This is a genomic window from Pantoea coffeiphila (assembly GCF_016909495.1).
Classification (GTDB): Bacteria; Pseudomonadota; Gammaproteobacteria; order Enterobacterales; family Enterobacteriaceae; genus Erwinia; species Erwinia coffeiphila.
In genome coordinates this window covers 179,152-195,727 of sequence record NZ_JAFBFW010000003.1, presented here as the reverse complement: position 1 = coordinate 195,727, position 16,576 = coordinate 179,152, and the positions used below count along the sequence as shown (strand labels likewise).

The following is a 16,576-nucleotide window of genomic DNA, read 5'->3' as shown; positions in this document are numbered from 1 at the left end:
CGTTTTCGAGCATTATACTAATCGTAAACCAACATTGATGCCAGCGTTAACCGGATAAAAACATTTATGCGTGATGCAGGTAACATATTTTCTTTAATCATTACGCAAATTACTCCGCCCAGCTCTGGTTAAACCCTACCCGCTTCAGGCTACAATAGGATTTAATTGACGACTTTTGACTGTTAACGAGACCCCACCATGGAACAATTTGAGTGTATCAACGTCCAGGAAGCCCGACAGAAACTGGCAGACGGGCAAACCCTGCTGGTTGATATCCGCGATCCGCAAAGCTTCTCTGCGGCTCATGCCACCGGTGCATTTCATCTGACCAATGACTCGCTGCCGGCCCTGATGGCCAGCGCTGACCTGAGCGGCTCGGTGCTGGTCATGTGCTACCACGGTAACAGCAGCAAAGGTGCAGCCCAGTATCTGCTGAACCAGGGGTTTGCAGCGGCCTACAGCATCGACGGCGGCTTTGATGCCTGGTACGCTGCATTCCCGCAGCAGGTAGAATCCGGCGCTCTCTGACCGGCGTACGGCAGTGGAAGCCTTTGATCCTGCAAGCTTCGATGTGACGGGGTATACTGCCGCTCTCGTTTTAATCTACAGGGAATCAGCCTTCTATTATGCGCATCACCCAATTTACCCATCTGCGCATGGCGCAGGCGTTTGTTGACTATATGGCGACGCGCGGCATTACGCTGCGTATTGAGCAGGAAGGCAACTACACGCTATGGCTGGATGATGAATCTCAGTTAAGCGTGGTCGAAAACGAACTTAACCAGTTTATACGCGAACCGGATCACCCGCGTTATCAGGCAGCCAGCTGGAAAACTGAAAATACCGACAGCGGCATCAAGTACGTCAGTCCTGCTGGCCCATCGCTAAAGGTAAGAATGAAGGAGATGGCCGGGCCACTGACGATAGGGGTCAGTATTGCTTCCATACTGGTCTACCTGCTGATTGCGCTGGGCGGTTATGCACAGGCGATTGCCTGGCTCGGCTGGCCGAAAGACAGCATGCAGCATTTCCAGGTGTGGCGCTGGTTCAGCCACGTGCTGATGAACTTCTCGCTGCTGGCACTGCTGATTAATCTGCTGTGGTGGTTTTATATTGGCGGGCGCATCGAAAAACAGCTCGGCAGCGGTAAGCTGTTTACCATCGCGCTGATCTCCGCGCTGCTGTGCGGTTTTGCGCAGTCCCGGTTTAACGGCTTCTGGTTCGGCGGGCTGTCTGGCGTTGACCATGCGCTGGTTGCGTATGCCTGGCTGCACGCGATGCGTGACGAGCGCAGTCCGCTGAATATTGGCGGCGGGCTGATGGGGATTTTTGTAGTGTGGGTGGTACTGGAAGCCACGGGCGTCTTCGGTGCGAACACCGGTCTGCCAAGCCACGTTGCCGGACTGCTGGTTGGCCTGGCCATGGCGTTTGTCGACACTCGCCAGAAAAAACGATAACAGGGGGAACTCTTTTGAAGCAGACACAGCGTCATGACGCGATTATCGATCTGGTTCGTCGCCAGGGATATGTCAGTACTGAAGAGCTGGTGGAGCATTTTGCGGTCAGTCCGCAAACCATCCGCCGCGATTTAAACGATCTGGCTGAGCAGAATAAAATTCATCGCCATCACGGTGGCGCAGCGCTGCCGTCCAGCTCGGAGAATACCGCCTGGCAGGACCGTAAAATGATGTGGTCTGCGGAAAAAGCGCGTATCGCCCAGCGGGTTGCCAGCCAGATTCCCGACGGGGCTTCACTGTTTATTGATATCGGCACCACGCCGGAAGCGGTTGCCCACGCGTTGATGAACCACAATAACCTGCGCATTGTGACCAACAATCTGAACGTAGCGGTGCTGCTCATGGCCAAGCCGGATTTCCGCCTGATCCTTGCCGGGGGAGAAGTACGCACCCGCGATGGCGGGATTATGGGCGAGGCCACGCTCGACTATATTTCTCAGTTCCGCCTGGATTACGGCATTCTGGGCATCAGCGGCATCGATCTGGATGGTTCACTGCTGGACTTCGACTACCACGAAGTGCGCACCAAGCGGGCAATTATTGAGAACTCTCGCTGTGTGATGCTGGTGGCAGACCATTCTAAGTTTGGCCGTAATGCGATGGTCAATCTGGGCAGCATGAGTCTGATTGACTATCTGTTTACTGATGAAGCGCCGCCGCCGGAAATTATGAAAACCATTGAGCAGCATGAGGTACATCTGGAACTGTGCTAACGGTTTTTACTGAGCAGCCAGGCGCGGAATCTACCACAGCCTGGCAAATCAGAAATAAATAGCAAAAAAATAACTATAAGCGTTTTTTATGCTTATTTTTCTTCATAGCGGATACAATTCAAAATTTAAATTTTGCTGCTAACTATTAGCATGAAAAGTTATTGTCCTCTGCTATCAAGGTCTGAAAAGAAAAATGAGTGAAGCCTGCGCGCCGGGAATTCCTTCCCCGCAAAATAACCCTATAAAATATAATAAATTATCCGATCGTCTCGATGCCCTACCCGCTACCGCCGGGCTGTGGCGTTTTATCGCCTTACTTTCGCTGGGCGGTTTCTTTGAACTCTATGATTTATTCCAGACGGGATATATTAGTTCAGGTTTAATCAGCGAGAACATATTTCATCTTGGTGAACTCGGCGTATTCGGAATATCTGACCAGGCCGCATTTGCCTCCGCCACCTTCCTTGGCCTGTTCCTCGGTGCCAGCCTGCTGGCGCCTCACGCCGATCGTTTTGGCCGCCGGATGACCTTTATGTTTGCACTGGCCTGGTACGGCTGCTTTTCCATGCTGATGGCGTTCCAGAACCAGGCAGAGTGGATTATTTTCTGCCGCTTTCTGGTGGGCGTCGGCCTGGGTATTGAACTGGTGACCATCGATACCTACCTCAGCGAATGCGTTCCGTCACGGCTGCGCAGTAAAGCCTTTGCTTTCGCCTTCTTTGTGCAGTTTCTTTCGGTGCCCGCCGTCGCGCTGATGTCCTGGTGGCTGGTGCCGCAGACCATTTTGGGCCTGACCGGCTGGCGCTGGGTGGTGATTGCCGGGGCCGTCTGCTCGATGGTTATCTGGCTGGTGCGAAAAAATCTGCCGGAGTCGCCGCGCTGGCTGGCACAGCAGGGTCGGCATCAGGAAGCCCATCAGGTGGTCAGCGGTCTGGAAATCCGCTGCGGCGTGCCGGTGACCGCCCCGAGTCTGGCAGAGATGGAAACGGCAGCCACGCAGAAACCGCAGGGGCGCTTCCGGGATATCTGGCGGCCGGAATATCGCCAGCGCACGCTGATGCTGGTGGTGATGAATATCTTTCAGGCAATCGGCTTCTTCGGCTTCGGTAACTGGCTGCCCGCGCTGCTTTCAGGTAAAGGTGCCAGCATCACCCACAGTCTGCTGTATGCCTTTTTTATCACCCTCGCCTACCCGCTGGGCTCGCTGATTTGCAGCCGCTACGCGGATAAAATCGAGAACAAATGGCAGATCGTCCTGTCGTCGCTGATGACGGTGATTTTCGGTACGCTGTTCGCCCTGCAGACCAATCCGCTGCTGTTAATCATCTGCGGCTTCTGCATCACCTACTCTAACGCCTGGCTAACCTTCAGCTATCACGCCTATCAGACCGAGGTGTTTCCTACCTTTATCCGTGCGCGCGCCGTTGGATTCTGCTATTCGTTCAGCCGCCTTTCAACGGTGTTCAGCAGCATTATTATCGGGATGATTTTGCAGGTGGCGGGCACCCAGGGTGTGGTGGCCTTTATCGTCGTCAGCATGCTGATTGTGATGCTGACCATCGGCATCTTCGGGCCGAAGACGCGCGGCATTAATCTGGATGATATCTGATACAGATGCAGGGGCGGCACGGTGTCACCCCTGACGTTCACCTGTGGATCAGAACTCTTTCAGGCGGTCTTCAGAGGGCTGCGGGCGGCCAAAATAGTAGCCCTGGAACAGCGTACAGCCCTCTTCCTTCAGTCGTTCAAACTGCTCGTTGCTCTCCACGCCTTCGGCGGTGATCTGAATATCCAGACTGCGGCTCATCCCGGTAATTGCCCGGATAATCGCCAGCGCCTCGCGGCTGTCTTTCATATCGTTAATAAACGATTTATCGATTTTGATCTTGTCGAACGGGAACGAGCGCAGATAGCTCAGCGATGAGTAGCCGGTGCCGAAATCATCCAGCGCGATACGCACGCCCAGCGCTTTGAGCTTCTGCAGGATATCGATATTCACCGAGGTATTATCCAGCAGTACCGACTCGGTGATCTCCACCTCCAGACGATGCGGTGCCAGGCCGGACTCTTTCAGCGCCGCTTCCACCACCGACACCAGAGCGCTGTTTTTAAACTGCATCGGCGACAGGTTCACCGCCACGCTCTGCCCGCCCTGCCAGCTGGCGGCTTCACGACAGGCCTCGTGCAGCGCATAAGCCCCCAGGCTGTGGATTAGCCCGGTTTCCTCGGCAATCGGAATAAAGTCCATCGGCATAATCATGCCTTTTTCCGGGTGGTGCCAGCGCATCAGTGCCTCATAGCCAATAATATGCTGATGCTGATTATTGGTAATCGGCTGATAGTAGAGCCTTAACTGGCGGCAGCTAATCGCTTCGCGCAGATCGTTTTCAATCATCCGCCGCTTCGCCGCCAGCTCGCCCATCTGCTCGGTAAAGTATTCGAAGCGGTTACGCCCGTTACGTTTGGCTTCATACAGCGCCATATCGGCACAGCGCAGCAGGTGCTCCGGCGTACTGATCCCGCGTTCGGCAATCGCAATGCCAATGCTCAGGCCGACGGAAAGATTATGCCCGTCAACGTTGAACGGCGGGCGAATGGTTTCGATCAGGCGGCTGGCCACGATTTCCGCCTCTTCCGCCTGCTTCAGGCCCGGCAGAACGATAGAAAACTCGTCCCCACCGGTACGCGCCAGCGTATCCTGCTCGCGCAGCACGCTGCGCAGCCGCACCGCCACCGTCCGCAGCAGATCGTCGCCCATCTGATGGCCCAGCGCATCGTTAACGTTTTTAAAATTATCCAGATCGAGGCACAGCGTAGCGGTGATTTTGCGCTCTTCGCGATCGCCGCGCAGCGCCTCATTGAGCCGCTGGCTGAACAGCACGCGATTTGGCAGGCTGGTCAGATTATCGTGATGCGCCATATGGTGAATACGCGCGTCGGCGGCGCGCTGATCGGTAACATCGTCGGCGATCAGCAGCACGTAGTTATGCGTAGCGTCGTTACCGCGAATAATCGAGGCCGTGGCGTTGATAATCCGATCGCGTCCGTGGCTGTCCAGCAGACGCTCGCTGCGGTGAATGCCCCCTTTACGCTGTGCGGCGTCGGAAAGCTGCATAAAATATTCGCCCATTTCCAGCGTCATACACTGCGAAAGCTTCTTGCCGACAAAGTCTTCCTGCACGCCGCCGAGCAGCTGCTGAGCCTTATTGTTGATCAGCAGAATTTCACGAGTAACCACGTCTTCCACAATCACACTGGACGGAATATTGGTCACGATAGTGTCGAGGAAGGTCGACAGCGCAGCCATTTTCTCACTGTGCCGCTCCGCCAGCTCGCGGGCTTCGCGCATCTGTTCTTCATACTCGCGCAGCTCGGTGCAGTCGCGGGTGATTTTCGCGAAGCCCAGCAGCTCACCGCTGTCGGTACGGATAGCATCAATCACCACGTGTGCCCAAAAGGCAGTGCCGTCTTTGCGATAGCGCCAGCCTTTACTTTCGTAACGACCGGTGTCGCGGGCGATGCCCAGTCCGTACTGTGGTAAACCCTTTTCCTGATCCTGGTGGCTGTAAAAACAGCTGAAATTTTTGCCGATGATCTCGTCCGGCAGATACCCTTTGGCCCGCTGGGCACCCGTATTCCAGTTCGCGACGGTACCGTCCGGTTTCAGCATATAAATGGCGTAGTCAACCACGCTCTGAACCAGAAGCCGATACATTACATCTGAGTTTTCATTCATTATTATTTTCACCCGGTTGCTGGCAGCTATTTCTCTTCAATGGAAAGATACTGCCGGCATGCAATCAATACGCCATTGGATGGCGCACACGCTGATCCTGCCCACATCCTGTGGGAACACAACTCCTGTCGTGCCTGTGACGGACAGTCTCCTGGGGAGAGACGAAAACCGCTGCGTGCTCAGGCAAGTTCGCCTGTCGCCCCGTCGGCGTTCATTATCTGCTTTGTTGAATAAACATTCAAAATGCAAATCGCGTTTTTTCGTTAATCTGACTTCATTTGTTAGTAAATAGTGGGCTTCAGGCAGGGAAAATAGAGTAGCCAGGCAAAAATTCAGCATAAACGATAATTTTTCGCCCTGAGAAACGGCCTGGAAATTAATGGAAACACTGTTAGCGAGATTCCTCACAAACAATCACGGTATAACCGTTACAAATTCGCGGTGGAGTTTCTATGTTTAAATCCTTTTTCCCCCGGCCTCTGCTGTTCTTCAGCAGCGCGGCGCTGTGGAGCCTGATGGCTATTTTGTTCTGGTTCGGTTTTGCCGGTAGCCACCTCGCGCACCTGATGCAGTTCTCTCCGGTTGCCCTCGGCCCGTTGCCGAACAACGCCCTGTGCTTTATTGCCCCTGCTGAGCTCGGCTTCTACAGCTACTACCTGCTGGCGGCGCTGCTTTTTGCCGGATTCTGGGCGCTGTTCAGCCCGCATCCCTGGCAGCGCTGGTCGGTACTCGGCAGCGCGCTGATTATTTTTGTCACCTGGTTTTCTGTGCAGGTTGGCGTGGCGATCAACCGCTGGTATGAACCCTTTTATGACCTCGTACAGCGGGCGATGGCGCATCCGAATACGGTAAAAATCGACACGCTCTATGGCCAGATTGGCGGCTTCCTCAGCATCGCGCTGATTGCCGTAGTGATTGATGTGCTGAATCTGTTTTTTATCAGCCACTACGTTTTCCGCTGGCGTTCAGCGATGAACCACTACTACATGTCCCACTGGCCGCGCCTGCGCGGTATTGAGGGTGCAGCGCAGCGCGTGCAGGAAGATACCATGCGCTTTGCCTCCACGCTGGAAGATATGGGGGTGAGCTTTATTAACGCGGTGATGACGCTGATCGCTTTCCTGCCGGTGCTGGTCGCCCTGTCGGTGCACGTCAAAACCGTGCCGATTATCGGCAGTGTCCCCTACGCGTTAGTGATTGCCGCCGTCACGTGGTCAATTCTCGGCACCGGCCTGCTGGCAGTCGTGGGTATCAAGCTGCCGGGGCTATCCTTCCGCAATCAGCGGGTGGAAGCGGCCTACCGTAAAGAGCTGGTGTATGGCGAAGACGACCCCCAGCGTGCGCAGCCACCTACGGTCAAGACATTGTTTCATAACGTGCGGGTCAATTACTTCCGCCTCTATTTCCATTATCTCTACTTTAATATCGTGCGTATTTTCTACATCCAGCTGGATGCGGTATTCAGTATTTTTGTCCTGTTCCCATCAATTGTCAGCGGAGCAATTACCCTCGGGCTGTTAACGCAGATCACCAACGTCTTCGACCAGGTTCGCGGTTCGTTCCAGTATCTGATTAACTCGTGGACAACGCTGGTTGAACTGCTGTCGATCTACAAACGTCTGCGCAGCTTTGAGCATACGCTGGATACGTTGCCAGAGACGGAAAGCAGCGCTATCTGATGGAATGCTGGAGTCTGGAGTCTGGAGTCTGGAGTCTGGAGTCTGGAGTCTGGAGTCTGGAGTCTGGAGTAATGGCCGCCGCCCGAGGCGGCCATCGTCAACAATCAGGCTATTTTCCGGCCAGCGCGGCGAACACTTTTTCTACCGCGTATGCGCCGGGATCTTTCACGCCGTCCAGGCTTTCTGCATTCAAATAGGAAGCGCGCCCTGCTCCGGCGCTGCGCATCAGACTGGTGCTCTCGGCCCCTTCACGTGCGGCTTGCGCAACAGCAGCCAGATCTTTCCCCTCAGCCAAAGCGTTAAACGCAGGGTCCAATGCATCAATCATCGTACGCTGCCCGACCCGCGCACCGCCGTAATGCTGCATACGCTCCAGACCGTATTGCAGCGCCTGCGGCAGCGGCTCGCCCTCTTCCAGGCGCTGACCGGCGGCAGTGAACATAATCGACATCAGCACGCCCGATGAGCCTCCCATCACCGTCGCCAGCTTTTCGCCAATAACGTTTAGCAACTGCCCGGTCCGATCGAGCGGCAGCGACTGCTCTTCGCAGGCCTTGAGGAGGCTTCTGGCTCCGGCGGCAAATGTTGAACCGGTATCGCCGTCGCCCACTTTCGCATCCAGATTGTTTAACTCGCTTTCCTGCGCAATCAGCGTCCGGCAAAGGGTGGTCAACAGTGCGGCCACTTTATCGTTAGAGGAAGGCGTAAAGGTCGGCTGTCGATCGAGGGTCTTCGCCGGTGCTTCCACCAGCGTTGACGGTGAGACAGCCTCTGTCCAGCCCGCCGCTTCCACTTTCGCCAGCAGCGCCTTCTCAAACTCATCATCCAGCCGCAGAACAGACAGCGAGAATCCCTTCATATCCAGCGCGCTGACCAGCGTTGCCGGCCCCAGCAGCAGCCGAGCCTGCCTGCCAATCGGCGAGCGCAGCACTTCCCGCGTCAGCACCGCCATCTCCAGCATCGAAAAACCGCCGAGGTTATTGATTAACAGTGCCAGCGGTCGATCGCCTGTGTGAGCGGTAAGGCGCTGCACCATCTGAGCGACGATCTCCACGCTGTTCTGGGTTTTCAACGTCGATGCGCCCGGCTCACCGTGAATCCCCATCCCTACCTCGCAGGTGCCCGGCTTGACGCGGTCATCACGGGCTTCTCCTGGAATATGACAGCTGCTGAAGGCAACACCGATGGAGGCGATCTGCTTGATGGCCCTCTGCGCTAATGCGGTGACATCGGCCAGGCTCTTCCCCTGTTCAGCGGCATAACCGGCAATTTTATGCACCAGCGCCGTACCCGCAATGCCACGAGGCTGAGGGTTGTCCGGCAGCGCGATATCATCCTGCACCATCACCATTTCCACCCGATACCCCAGCTGTTTGGCTTTCTCCGCCGCCAGACCAAAGTTCAGCCGATCGCCGGTGTAGTTCTTGACGATCAGCAGACAGCCAGCCTCACCGGTTACGTTAATAATGGCGTGCAGCACGGCATCCACACTGGGGGAAGCAAAAACATCGCCGCACACCGCGGCACTCAGCATTCCTTTGCCGACAAAGCCGATGTGGGCAGGTTCGTGGCCGGAACCGCCACCGGAAATCAGCGCAACTTTCGAACGGTCCCAGTCACTGCGCACGACAATACGCAAATCTGCTCCCAGCGCGAGACGGCTAAGATTATGAAAAGGCGTACTTAACAGCGAGCCTTCTATCGCCTCATTGACCAGATGTTGCTTGTCGTTCATAAAAAACTGACTCATCTTATCTCCTTATCTCGGGCATACACTCTGCACAGGCGGCAACCTGCACGATGCTATAACTGTAGTAAAAATCCCTAAATCAATCGTTACGCAAACGGCGCAATACGTTTCCAGCGCTTTAAAAGCATTGAAATAATTTTTTGTCTTCACCCGTTAGTAGAAAACTTATCAACTCTGATTAGTTATCTAAGTAATAATGCTGGCGTAAATTTAAATATCCTCATGGTAAGTTTATCCAGAATTACTTTATTCATAATTAATTACAATGTTTAACCAAAAATAAAGGCTAACAGATTGAAATGCATACGGGTGCGCACCTTATTCATCCTTATTCACTTTTTGCATACGCGAAATACCATTTGAAATTGCAGCATCAATCACAATTTCGGTTAATTAAGATGAAAAATAATCTAAAAGAGTCTACAAATAATGACAGGCGCCCGAATAAGATTGTTATCAACCTGGCAAATTATTTAACTAAGCCGCCGGTTTACCGCAAAAAAAGGCAGATAATATTCGGAAAGGGCATCGTATATAAACGCTAACACCAGGGTGTCAAAAGGGGCAGATGAAGCGATCTGTTCCTTTTTTTTTCGGCCTGTCACTTTTCAGCATCAGGTTGTCAGCTTTGCGTCGGTCAATACCGGCGATCCCCACGCAGAATAGAGCCTCTATCACAAGGAGGAATCACTATGCTGCAACAACCCAACGACAAATATCGCGCTTTTCCCCCGGTGGCACTGAACGATCGTCAGTGGCCAGGTAAAACGCTGACCCAGGCACCGCGCTGGCTCTCTACCGATCTGCGCGATGGCAACCAGTCGCTGGCCGAGCCAATGGATAGCACGCGTAAAAAGCTGTTCTGGCAGCTGCTGTTGCAGTGTGGTTTTAAGGAAATTGAAGTGGCTTTCCCTTCCGCTTCACAGACCGATTTCAATTTCGTTCGCGAGCTGATCGAACAGCGGATGATCCCGGATGACGTATCAATACAGGTGCTGACCCAGGCACGTAGCGATCTGATCGACCGCACTTTTTTATCCCTTGAAGGGGCGAAAAATGCCACGGTACACCTTTATAACGCCACCGCGCCGGTATTCCGTCGACTGGTATTCCGCCAGAGCAAAGAGCAGATTATCGAACTGGCGGTGAATGCGACCCGCCTGATCCGTCAGCGCAGCGAGGAACAGCCGCAGACTAACTGGACCTTTGAATATTCGCCGGAAACGTTCTGTTTTACCGAACTCGACTTCGCGCTGGAAATCTGCGAGGCGGTTGCCGCCGTCTGGCAGCCCTGCGCGGAAAGGCCGATGATCGTCAACCTGCCCGCTACGGTGGAAGTCAGCACGCCTAATGTCTATGCCGATCAGATTGAATACTTCTGTCGCCACTTCTCCTGGCGTCCTGAGGTTTGCATCAGCGTCCACCCACATAACGATCGCGGCACCGGCATCGCCGCGGCCGAACTGGCCCTGCTGGCCGGAGCAGACCGGGTGGAAGGCTGCCTGTTTGGCAACGGGGAACGCACCGGTAACGTCGATTTGGTGACCATGGCGCTGAACTTTTATACCCAGGGCATCAACCCTGGGCTTGATTTCAGCCAGCTGAAGCAGGTAGTAGACCTGGTTGAGCAGTGCAACCAGCTGCCGGTTCACCCACGCCATCCTTACGCCGGGGAGCTGGTGTTTACCGCCTTCTCCGGTTCACACCAGGATGCAATTAAGAAAGGCTTTGCTGCCCGCAAAGAGCAGCAGGATAACGTCTGGGAAGTGCCTTATCTGCCGCTGGACCCGGCGGACATCGGCTGTAACTATGAGGCGGTGATCCGCGTTAACAGCCAGTCAGGGAAAAGTGGGGCGGCCTGGATGATCGAGCAAAATCACGGACTGGTCCTGCCACGAGCACTTCAGCAGGATTTCAGCCAGCGGGTACAGCAGGTCACCGACGGCGAAGGCAAAGAGATGACCCAGGCCGCTATCTGGCAGCTGTTCCGCCAGGCGTATGGCCTGACCGCACCAGAGCTGCAGCTGGGGGAATACCGCAGCCAGAGCGACAGCCATGGACAGCTGCAGTTTGAGGCCAGCGTACAGCAGGATAACCGCCCCTACGCTGTGGCAGGTCGGGGGAACGGGCTGCTGTCGGCGGCGGTCGACGCGCTGCGCCAGGCGTTTGACGTCTCCTTTACCATTCAGGATTATCATGAGCACACTCTGGGTCAGCGCAGCGACAGCCGCTCCGTCGCCTATCTGCACTGCACCTTTGCCGGTAATCACAGCGCCTGGGGGGTGGGTATCGACAGTGACGTTTCCCGCGCTTCGCTGCAGGCGCTGCTGAATGCGCTGGCGCAGGGTCAGCTGGCGGGTGGGAAGTAGTCGCTGGGCGCCACGCCCATAATGCGGCGGAACATTGCGCTGAACGCACTCTGGCTTTCGTAGCCCAAATCGAGTGATACCGTCAGCACCGAGTCTCCCCGTGCTAAACGCGCCAGCGCTTCCATCAGCCTGGCGCGCCTTACCCAATCGCTGAACTGCAGCCCGGTTTCCTGATAAAAGCGGCGTGCAAGCGTACGGCTGCTGACGTTGATGCGCCGGGCGCTGTTCTCCAGCGTCCAGCTCTCTCCCGGCCTGGCCCTCAGGGCATCACACAGCGAAATCAGCGCCTCGCTCTGCGGCTCCGGCAGGCTGAACGGCAGTTCGGTCATCACGCGAATCTCATCCAGTATCAGCTCATAAATTCGCTCCGCCCGGCTGGCGGGAGCATAGGATTCCGGCAGTGCCAGCGCGCTGACTATCAGCTCGCGCAACAGCGGGGATACCTGCACCACCTGACAACTGGCTGGCAGATCGGCCCGCGCCAGCGGATCGACAAACAGCGTTCGCGCCGCCACGTTACCGGTCATTTGCAGCGCATGAGGCACGCCCGCAGGCAGCCAGACGCCGCGCCCCGGCGGCACAATCCAGTGGCCCAGGTCCGTTTCAATACGCACCACGCCGCTCAGCGTATGGACCAGCTGTGCGCAGTTATGATGATGCCTCGGCTCACTGTCGCCATGGCGATAATCATGCGCGTAAGGCACCAGCGGGCGGGTAGCAAACGAAAAATCAACGGAAGATGACATAGGATTCCCGAAGGTGAGCAGGAATTTAAGCTTAACAAAGACGCGGGCAGAAAGCGGGAAAAAGAGAAGGCGGGCGGAGAGGCAGCGGCGAACGAGGAAGGAAATCAGGCGGGCCGCGATCGGCCCGCCCGATAAGGACACTATCAGGAATGAACGGCTTTCAGCTGCGCCTCGTAGGCAGAGGCCTGCTTCGTATCAAACTGATGCTCCCACTTGGCGACAACCAGCACCGCCAGCGCATTACCCACTACGTTCAGTGCGGTACGCGCCATATCGAGGATACGGTCAACGCCGGCAATAAATGCCAGGCCTTCCAGAGGAATGCCGACACTGCCCAGCGTCGCCAGCAGCACCACGAAGGAGACGCCCGGTACGCCAGCGATCCCTTTCGACGTCACCATCAACGTCAGCACCAGAATGATTTCGTCGCCCAGCGACAGGTTGATGCCGTACAGCTGCGCGATAAAGATCGCCGCAATACTCTGGTACAGCGTTGAACCGTCGAGGTTAAACGAATAGCCGGTTGGTACGACGAAGCTGGTGATCGACTTCGGCGCGCCGTAGGCTTCCATCTTCTCCATAATACGCGGCAGTACGGTTTCCGAACTGGCGGTGGAGTAAGCCAGGATCAGCTCATCCTTCAGGATGCGGAACAGCACGGTGATACGCAGGTTGCAGATACGCGCGACGGCTCCCAGCACCACAAAGGCGAAGAAGGCGATAGCGGCGTACACCAGAATCACCAGCTTGGCCAGCGGCCACAGCGAAGCAAAACCAAAGTTAGCCACGGTCACCGAGATCAGCGCAAATACCCCAACCGGCGCATAACGCATAATCATGCTGGTCACTTTAAACATCGCTTCTGAGGTGGAACGGAACACTTTCACCAGCGGGTCGCGATGTTCAGACGGCAGCGACGAGAGGCCCAGACCAAACAGCACTGAGAAGAAGATAATCGGCAGCATGTCACCTTTGGCGATAGCAGCGAAAATATTCTGCGGAATCAGCGACAGAATGGTGGTGACCAGGCTGTGAGGCTGGCCCTGAACCTGTGCCGTTGTGGCTTCATATTTAGAGATGTCCACCGTTGCCAGCGTCGACATATCAATGCCGGAACCGGGTTGGAATACATTCGCCAGAGTAATACCTGTCACAATGGCAATGGTGGTAATCACTTCAAAATAAACAATCGTTTTAACGCCAATACGTCCGAGTTTCTTGGCATCCCCGACGCCGGCGATGCCAACAATCAGCGTGGAGATAACGATAGGTACAACAATCATCTTGATCAGGTGAATAAAGATGTCACCGGCAGGGCTGAGAATGTTAGTGACTAACCATTCACGTTCCCCGGGTTGATTATGCAGAACCGCCCCAACGACGATCCCCAGTACCAACGCAATCAATATTTGCCAGGCAAGGCTGAGTTTTATTGCTTTCATAACGAGTCTTTTCCTTAACATGACCTGCTTTCCGCGCGGAGCTTGCGGAGTGAATGACACTCAAGGGAGGCAGACCGAAACCGGTCAATTCACAGGTAATGGATGGTTGATACCTGTATTCAGGCGCGTAATCAGTACCATTTTAAGCGCCATTAATGCAAGCCTGAGAAATATGTATCTATTTTGTTAATTTTAGACAGAATAAAGCTCTATTTTTAATCACATTAAACTAAGTTATTGTTATAGTTAACAATATTAAATCATTAAAACAACATAACTATGCACGGTTCTGCTATTAGTCGTGGCAAACTAACGGTCTGCTTGCGCTTTTTTTGTACACTGCACCGCCGTAAATTCGCCTTTTTCCTGTCGCATCCCTCTCTTTATGACAATGTCTCCCCCCGGTTTCATTACGCTGGGTTATGGCGTGATCTGCCGCTCAAAAAGAAAACAAAGCCTTGCGGGCATCTTCACTTAACCATTGATTGACATATTATTAACATCTTCAAGGAGGCCAGCCATGAGCCAAATACATACGTACCCTGTTCCCGCGAATATTGCGGAAAATACCCTGATTAATGCTCAGCAGTACCAGTCGATGTACCAGCAATCAGTGCAGGACCCCGATGCATTCTGGGGTGAGCAAGGCAAAATACTTGACTGGATCAAGCCTTACCGTACGGTGAAAAATACCTCTTTCGCCCCGGGTAATATTTCGATTCGCTGGTTTGAAGATGGCACCCTGAATCTGGCTGCCAACTGCCTGGATCGCCACCTGCAAACGCGCGGTGACCATCCGGCCATCATCTGGGAAGGCGATGACGCCAGCGAAAGTAAAACCCTCACCTATCGTGAGCTGCATCGTGACGTGTGCCGCTTCGCCAACGTGCTGCAGGATCTGGGCATCAATAAAGGCGACGTCGTGGCGATTTATATGCCAATGGTGCCGGAAGCGGCGGTTGCCATGCTGGCCTGCGCGCGTATTGGCGCAATCCATTCAGTGATTTTCGGTGGCTTTTCACCAGAAGCCGTAGCGGGACGAATTATCGACAGTAACGCCAGACTGGTGATTACCGCCGATGAAGGTGTTCGTGCGGGTCGCAGCATCCCGCTGAAGAAAAACGTCGATGACGCGCTGAATAACCCTGCCGTTACCGGCGTGAAAAATGTGGTGGTATTTCGCCGTACCGGTCGCGATGGCGGCTGGAAAAGCGGACGCGATCTGTGGTGGCACGAACTGGTGGCTAATGCCAGCAGCGAGCACCAGCCGGTTGAAATGAACGCCGAAGATCCGCTGTTTATCCTCTACACCTCCGGCTCGACCGGCAAGCCGAAAGGCGTACTGCACACCACCGGTGGCTATCTGGTGTATGCCGCTACCACATTTAAGTACGTGTTTGATTACCATCCGGAAGATATTTACTGGTGTACCGCCGATGTTGGCTGGGTCACCGGCCACAGCTATCTGCTCTACGGGCCGCTGGCCTGCGGCGCAACGACGCTGATGTTCGAGGGCGTGCCAAACTGGCCAAAACCAAGTCGCATGGCGGAAGTGGTTGATAAGCATAAGGTGACGATTCTCTATACGGCACCGACGGCGGTCCGTGCGCTGATGGCCGAAGGTGATAAGGCGATTGAGGGTACCGATCGCTCCTCCCTGCGTATTCTGGGTTCAGTCGGCGAGCCGATTAACCCGGAAGCTTGGGAATGGTTCCACAAGAAAATTGGTAACGGGCGCTGCCCGATCTCCGATACCTGGTGGCAGACCGAAACCGGTGGCTTTATGATCACCCCACTGCCCGGAGCAACCACCCTGAAACCGGGTTCGGCCACCAAACCGTTCTTTGGCGTTCAGCCTGCGCTGGTCGACAACGAAGGCCACCCACAGGAAGGTGCAACCGAAGGCAATCTGGTGATAACCGATTCATGGCCGGGCCAGGCGCGAACGCTGTTCGGCGATCATGAACGTTTTGAACAGACCTATTTCTCAACGTTTAAGAATATGTATTTCAGCGGCGACGGCGCGCGCCGTGACGCCGACGGCGACTACTGGATCACTGGCCGCGTTGACGATGTGCTGAACGTTTCCGGCCACCGCCTGGGGACCGCCGAGATCGAATCCGCACTGGTATCGCACCCGAAAATTGCCGAAGCCGCCGTGGTTGGCATTCCTCACAGCCTGAAGGGCCAGGCGATTTATGCCTATATCACCCTGAACCACGGTGAAGAACCCACGCCGGAGCTGTATACCGAAGTGCGTAACTGGGTGCGTAAAGAGATTGGCCCAATTGCCACGCCGGATGTATTGCACTGGACCGATTCCCTGCCGAAAACCCGCTCCGGCAAGATCATGCGACGTATTCTGCGCAAAATCGCCACCGGGGATACCAGTAATCTCGGAGATACCTCAACGCTTGCCGATCCGGGCGTGGTGGAGAAACTGCTGGAAGAGAAACAAGCCATTAAAATGCCGTAAATCTGATGGGGGCCTCAGTGCCCCCATTGCGTAACTGCCGCAGAGCAGCCCGTCGTCTTTCGTCTTAATTTTCAGCACCATGAAGTTATAACAAGAAAACCAGGCCGTCGAAGCCATGCTTCTGCTATCCCGGTATAACTCTACCTCT

The 16,576-nt window shown here is 54.9% G+C and carries 11 protein-coding genes; 7 read left to right on the top strand and 4 right to left on the bottom strand.

Annotated features, from left to right (window positions below; translation table 11 throughout):
- The first annotated feature begins 198 nt into the window (after window positions 1-198).
- From glpE to JOE09_RS10630, 4 genes are all read left to right on the top strand, one after another.
- A complete protein-coding gene (glpE, locus tag JOE09_RS10645; protein ID WP_205065759.1) occupies window positions 199-528 on the top strand; it encodes a thiosulfate sulfurtransferase GlpE in 330 nt (109 codons plus the stop codon).
- A gap of 98 nt (window positions 529-626) precedes the next feature.
- Window positions 627-1,457, top strand: a complete 831-nt coding sequence (glpG, locus tag JOE09_RS10640) for a rhomboid family intramembrane serine protease GlpG (RefSeq protein WP_200560528.1) — start codon at window positions 627-629, stop codon at window positions 1,455-1,457.
- Between the two features lie 14 nt (window positions 1,458-1,471).
- The gene (locus tag JOE09_RS10635; RefSeq protein WP_200543175.1) at window positions 1,472-2,230 is read left to right on the top strand and encodes a DeoR/GlpR family transcriptional regulator; all 759 of its coding nucleotides are present in this window, start codon (window positions 1,472-1,474) and stop codon (window positions 2,228-2,230) included.
- 193 nt (window positions 2,231-2,423) lie between these two features.
- On the top strand, window positions 2,424-3,839 hold the full coding sequence (locus tag JOE09_RS10630; protein WP_205065758.1) for an MFS transporter: 1,416 nt from the start codon (window positions 2,424-2,426) through the stop codon (window positions 3,837-3,839).
- A 48-nt stretch (window positions 3,840-3,887) separates the two neighbouring features.
- Here JOE09_RS10630 and JOE09_RS10625 read toward each other — a convergent pair whose 3' ends face one another.
- Complete coding sequence (locus JOE09_RS10625) at window positions 3,888-5,966, bottom strand: sensor domain-containing protein (RefSeq protein WP_205065757.1); 2,079 nt, start codon at window positions 5,964-5,966, stop codon at window positions 3,888-3,890.
- Window positions 5,967-6,418: 452 nt separating this feature from the next.
- Here JOE09_RS10625 and sbmA point away from each other — a divergent pair, with 452 nt between their 5' ends.
- Window positions 6,419-7,645, top strand: a complete 1,227-nt coding sequence (gene sbmA / locus JOE09_RS10620) for a peptide antibiotic transporter SbmA (protein WP_205065756.1) — start codon at window positions 6,419-6,421, stop codon at window positions 7,643-7,645.
- Window positions 7,646-7,754: 109 nt separating this feature from the next.
- Here sbmA and JOE09_RS10615 read toward each other — a convergent pair whose 3' ends face one another.
- Window positions 7,755-9,395 (bottom strand): dihydroxyacetone kinase subunit DhaK, encoded by a 1,641-nt coding sequence (locus tag JOE09_RS10615; protein WP_205065755.1) that lies wholly within the window; start codon window positions 9,393-9,395, stop codon window positions 7,755-7,757.
- 692 nt (window positions 9,396-10,087) lie between these two features.
- Between JOE09_RS10615 and leuA the strand changes: the two genes are divergently transcribed.
- A complete protein-coding gene (gene leuA, locus JOE09_RS10610; RefSeq protein ID WP_205065754.1) occupies window positions 10,088-11,764 on the top strand; it encodes a 2-isopropylmalate synthase in 1,677 nt (558 codons plus the stop codon).
- Here leuA and JOE09_RS10605 read toward each other — a convergent pair.
- On the bottom strand, window positions 11,743-12,510 hold the full coding sequence (locus tag JOE09_RS10605) for an AraC family transcriptional regulator (protein WP_205065753.1): 768 nt from the start codon (window positions 12,508-12,510) through the stop codon (window positions 11,743-11,745). The genes leuA and JOE09_RS10605 overlap by 22 nt on opposite strands.
- Before the next feature lie 143 nt (window positions 12,511-12,653).
- A complete protein-coding gene (gene gltP, locus JOE09_RS10600) occupies window positions 12,654-13,952 on the bottom strand; it encodes a glutamate/aspartate:proton symporter GltP (RefSeq protein ID WP_205065752.1) in 1,299 nt (432 codons plus the stop codon).
- Between the two features lie 520 nt (window positions 13,953-14,472).
- Here gltP and acs point away from each other — a divergent pair.
- On the top strand, window positions 14,473-16,428 hold the full coding sequence (gene acs / locus JOE09_RS10595) for an acetate--CoA ligase (protein ID WP_205065751.1): 1,956 nt from the start codon (window positions 14,473-14,475) through the stop codon (window positions 16,426-16,428).
- The last annotated feature ends 148 nt before the right edge of the window (window positions 16,429-16,576 follow it).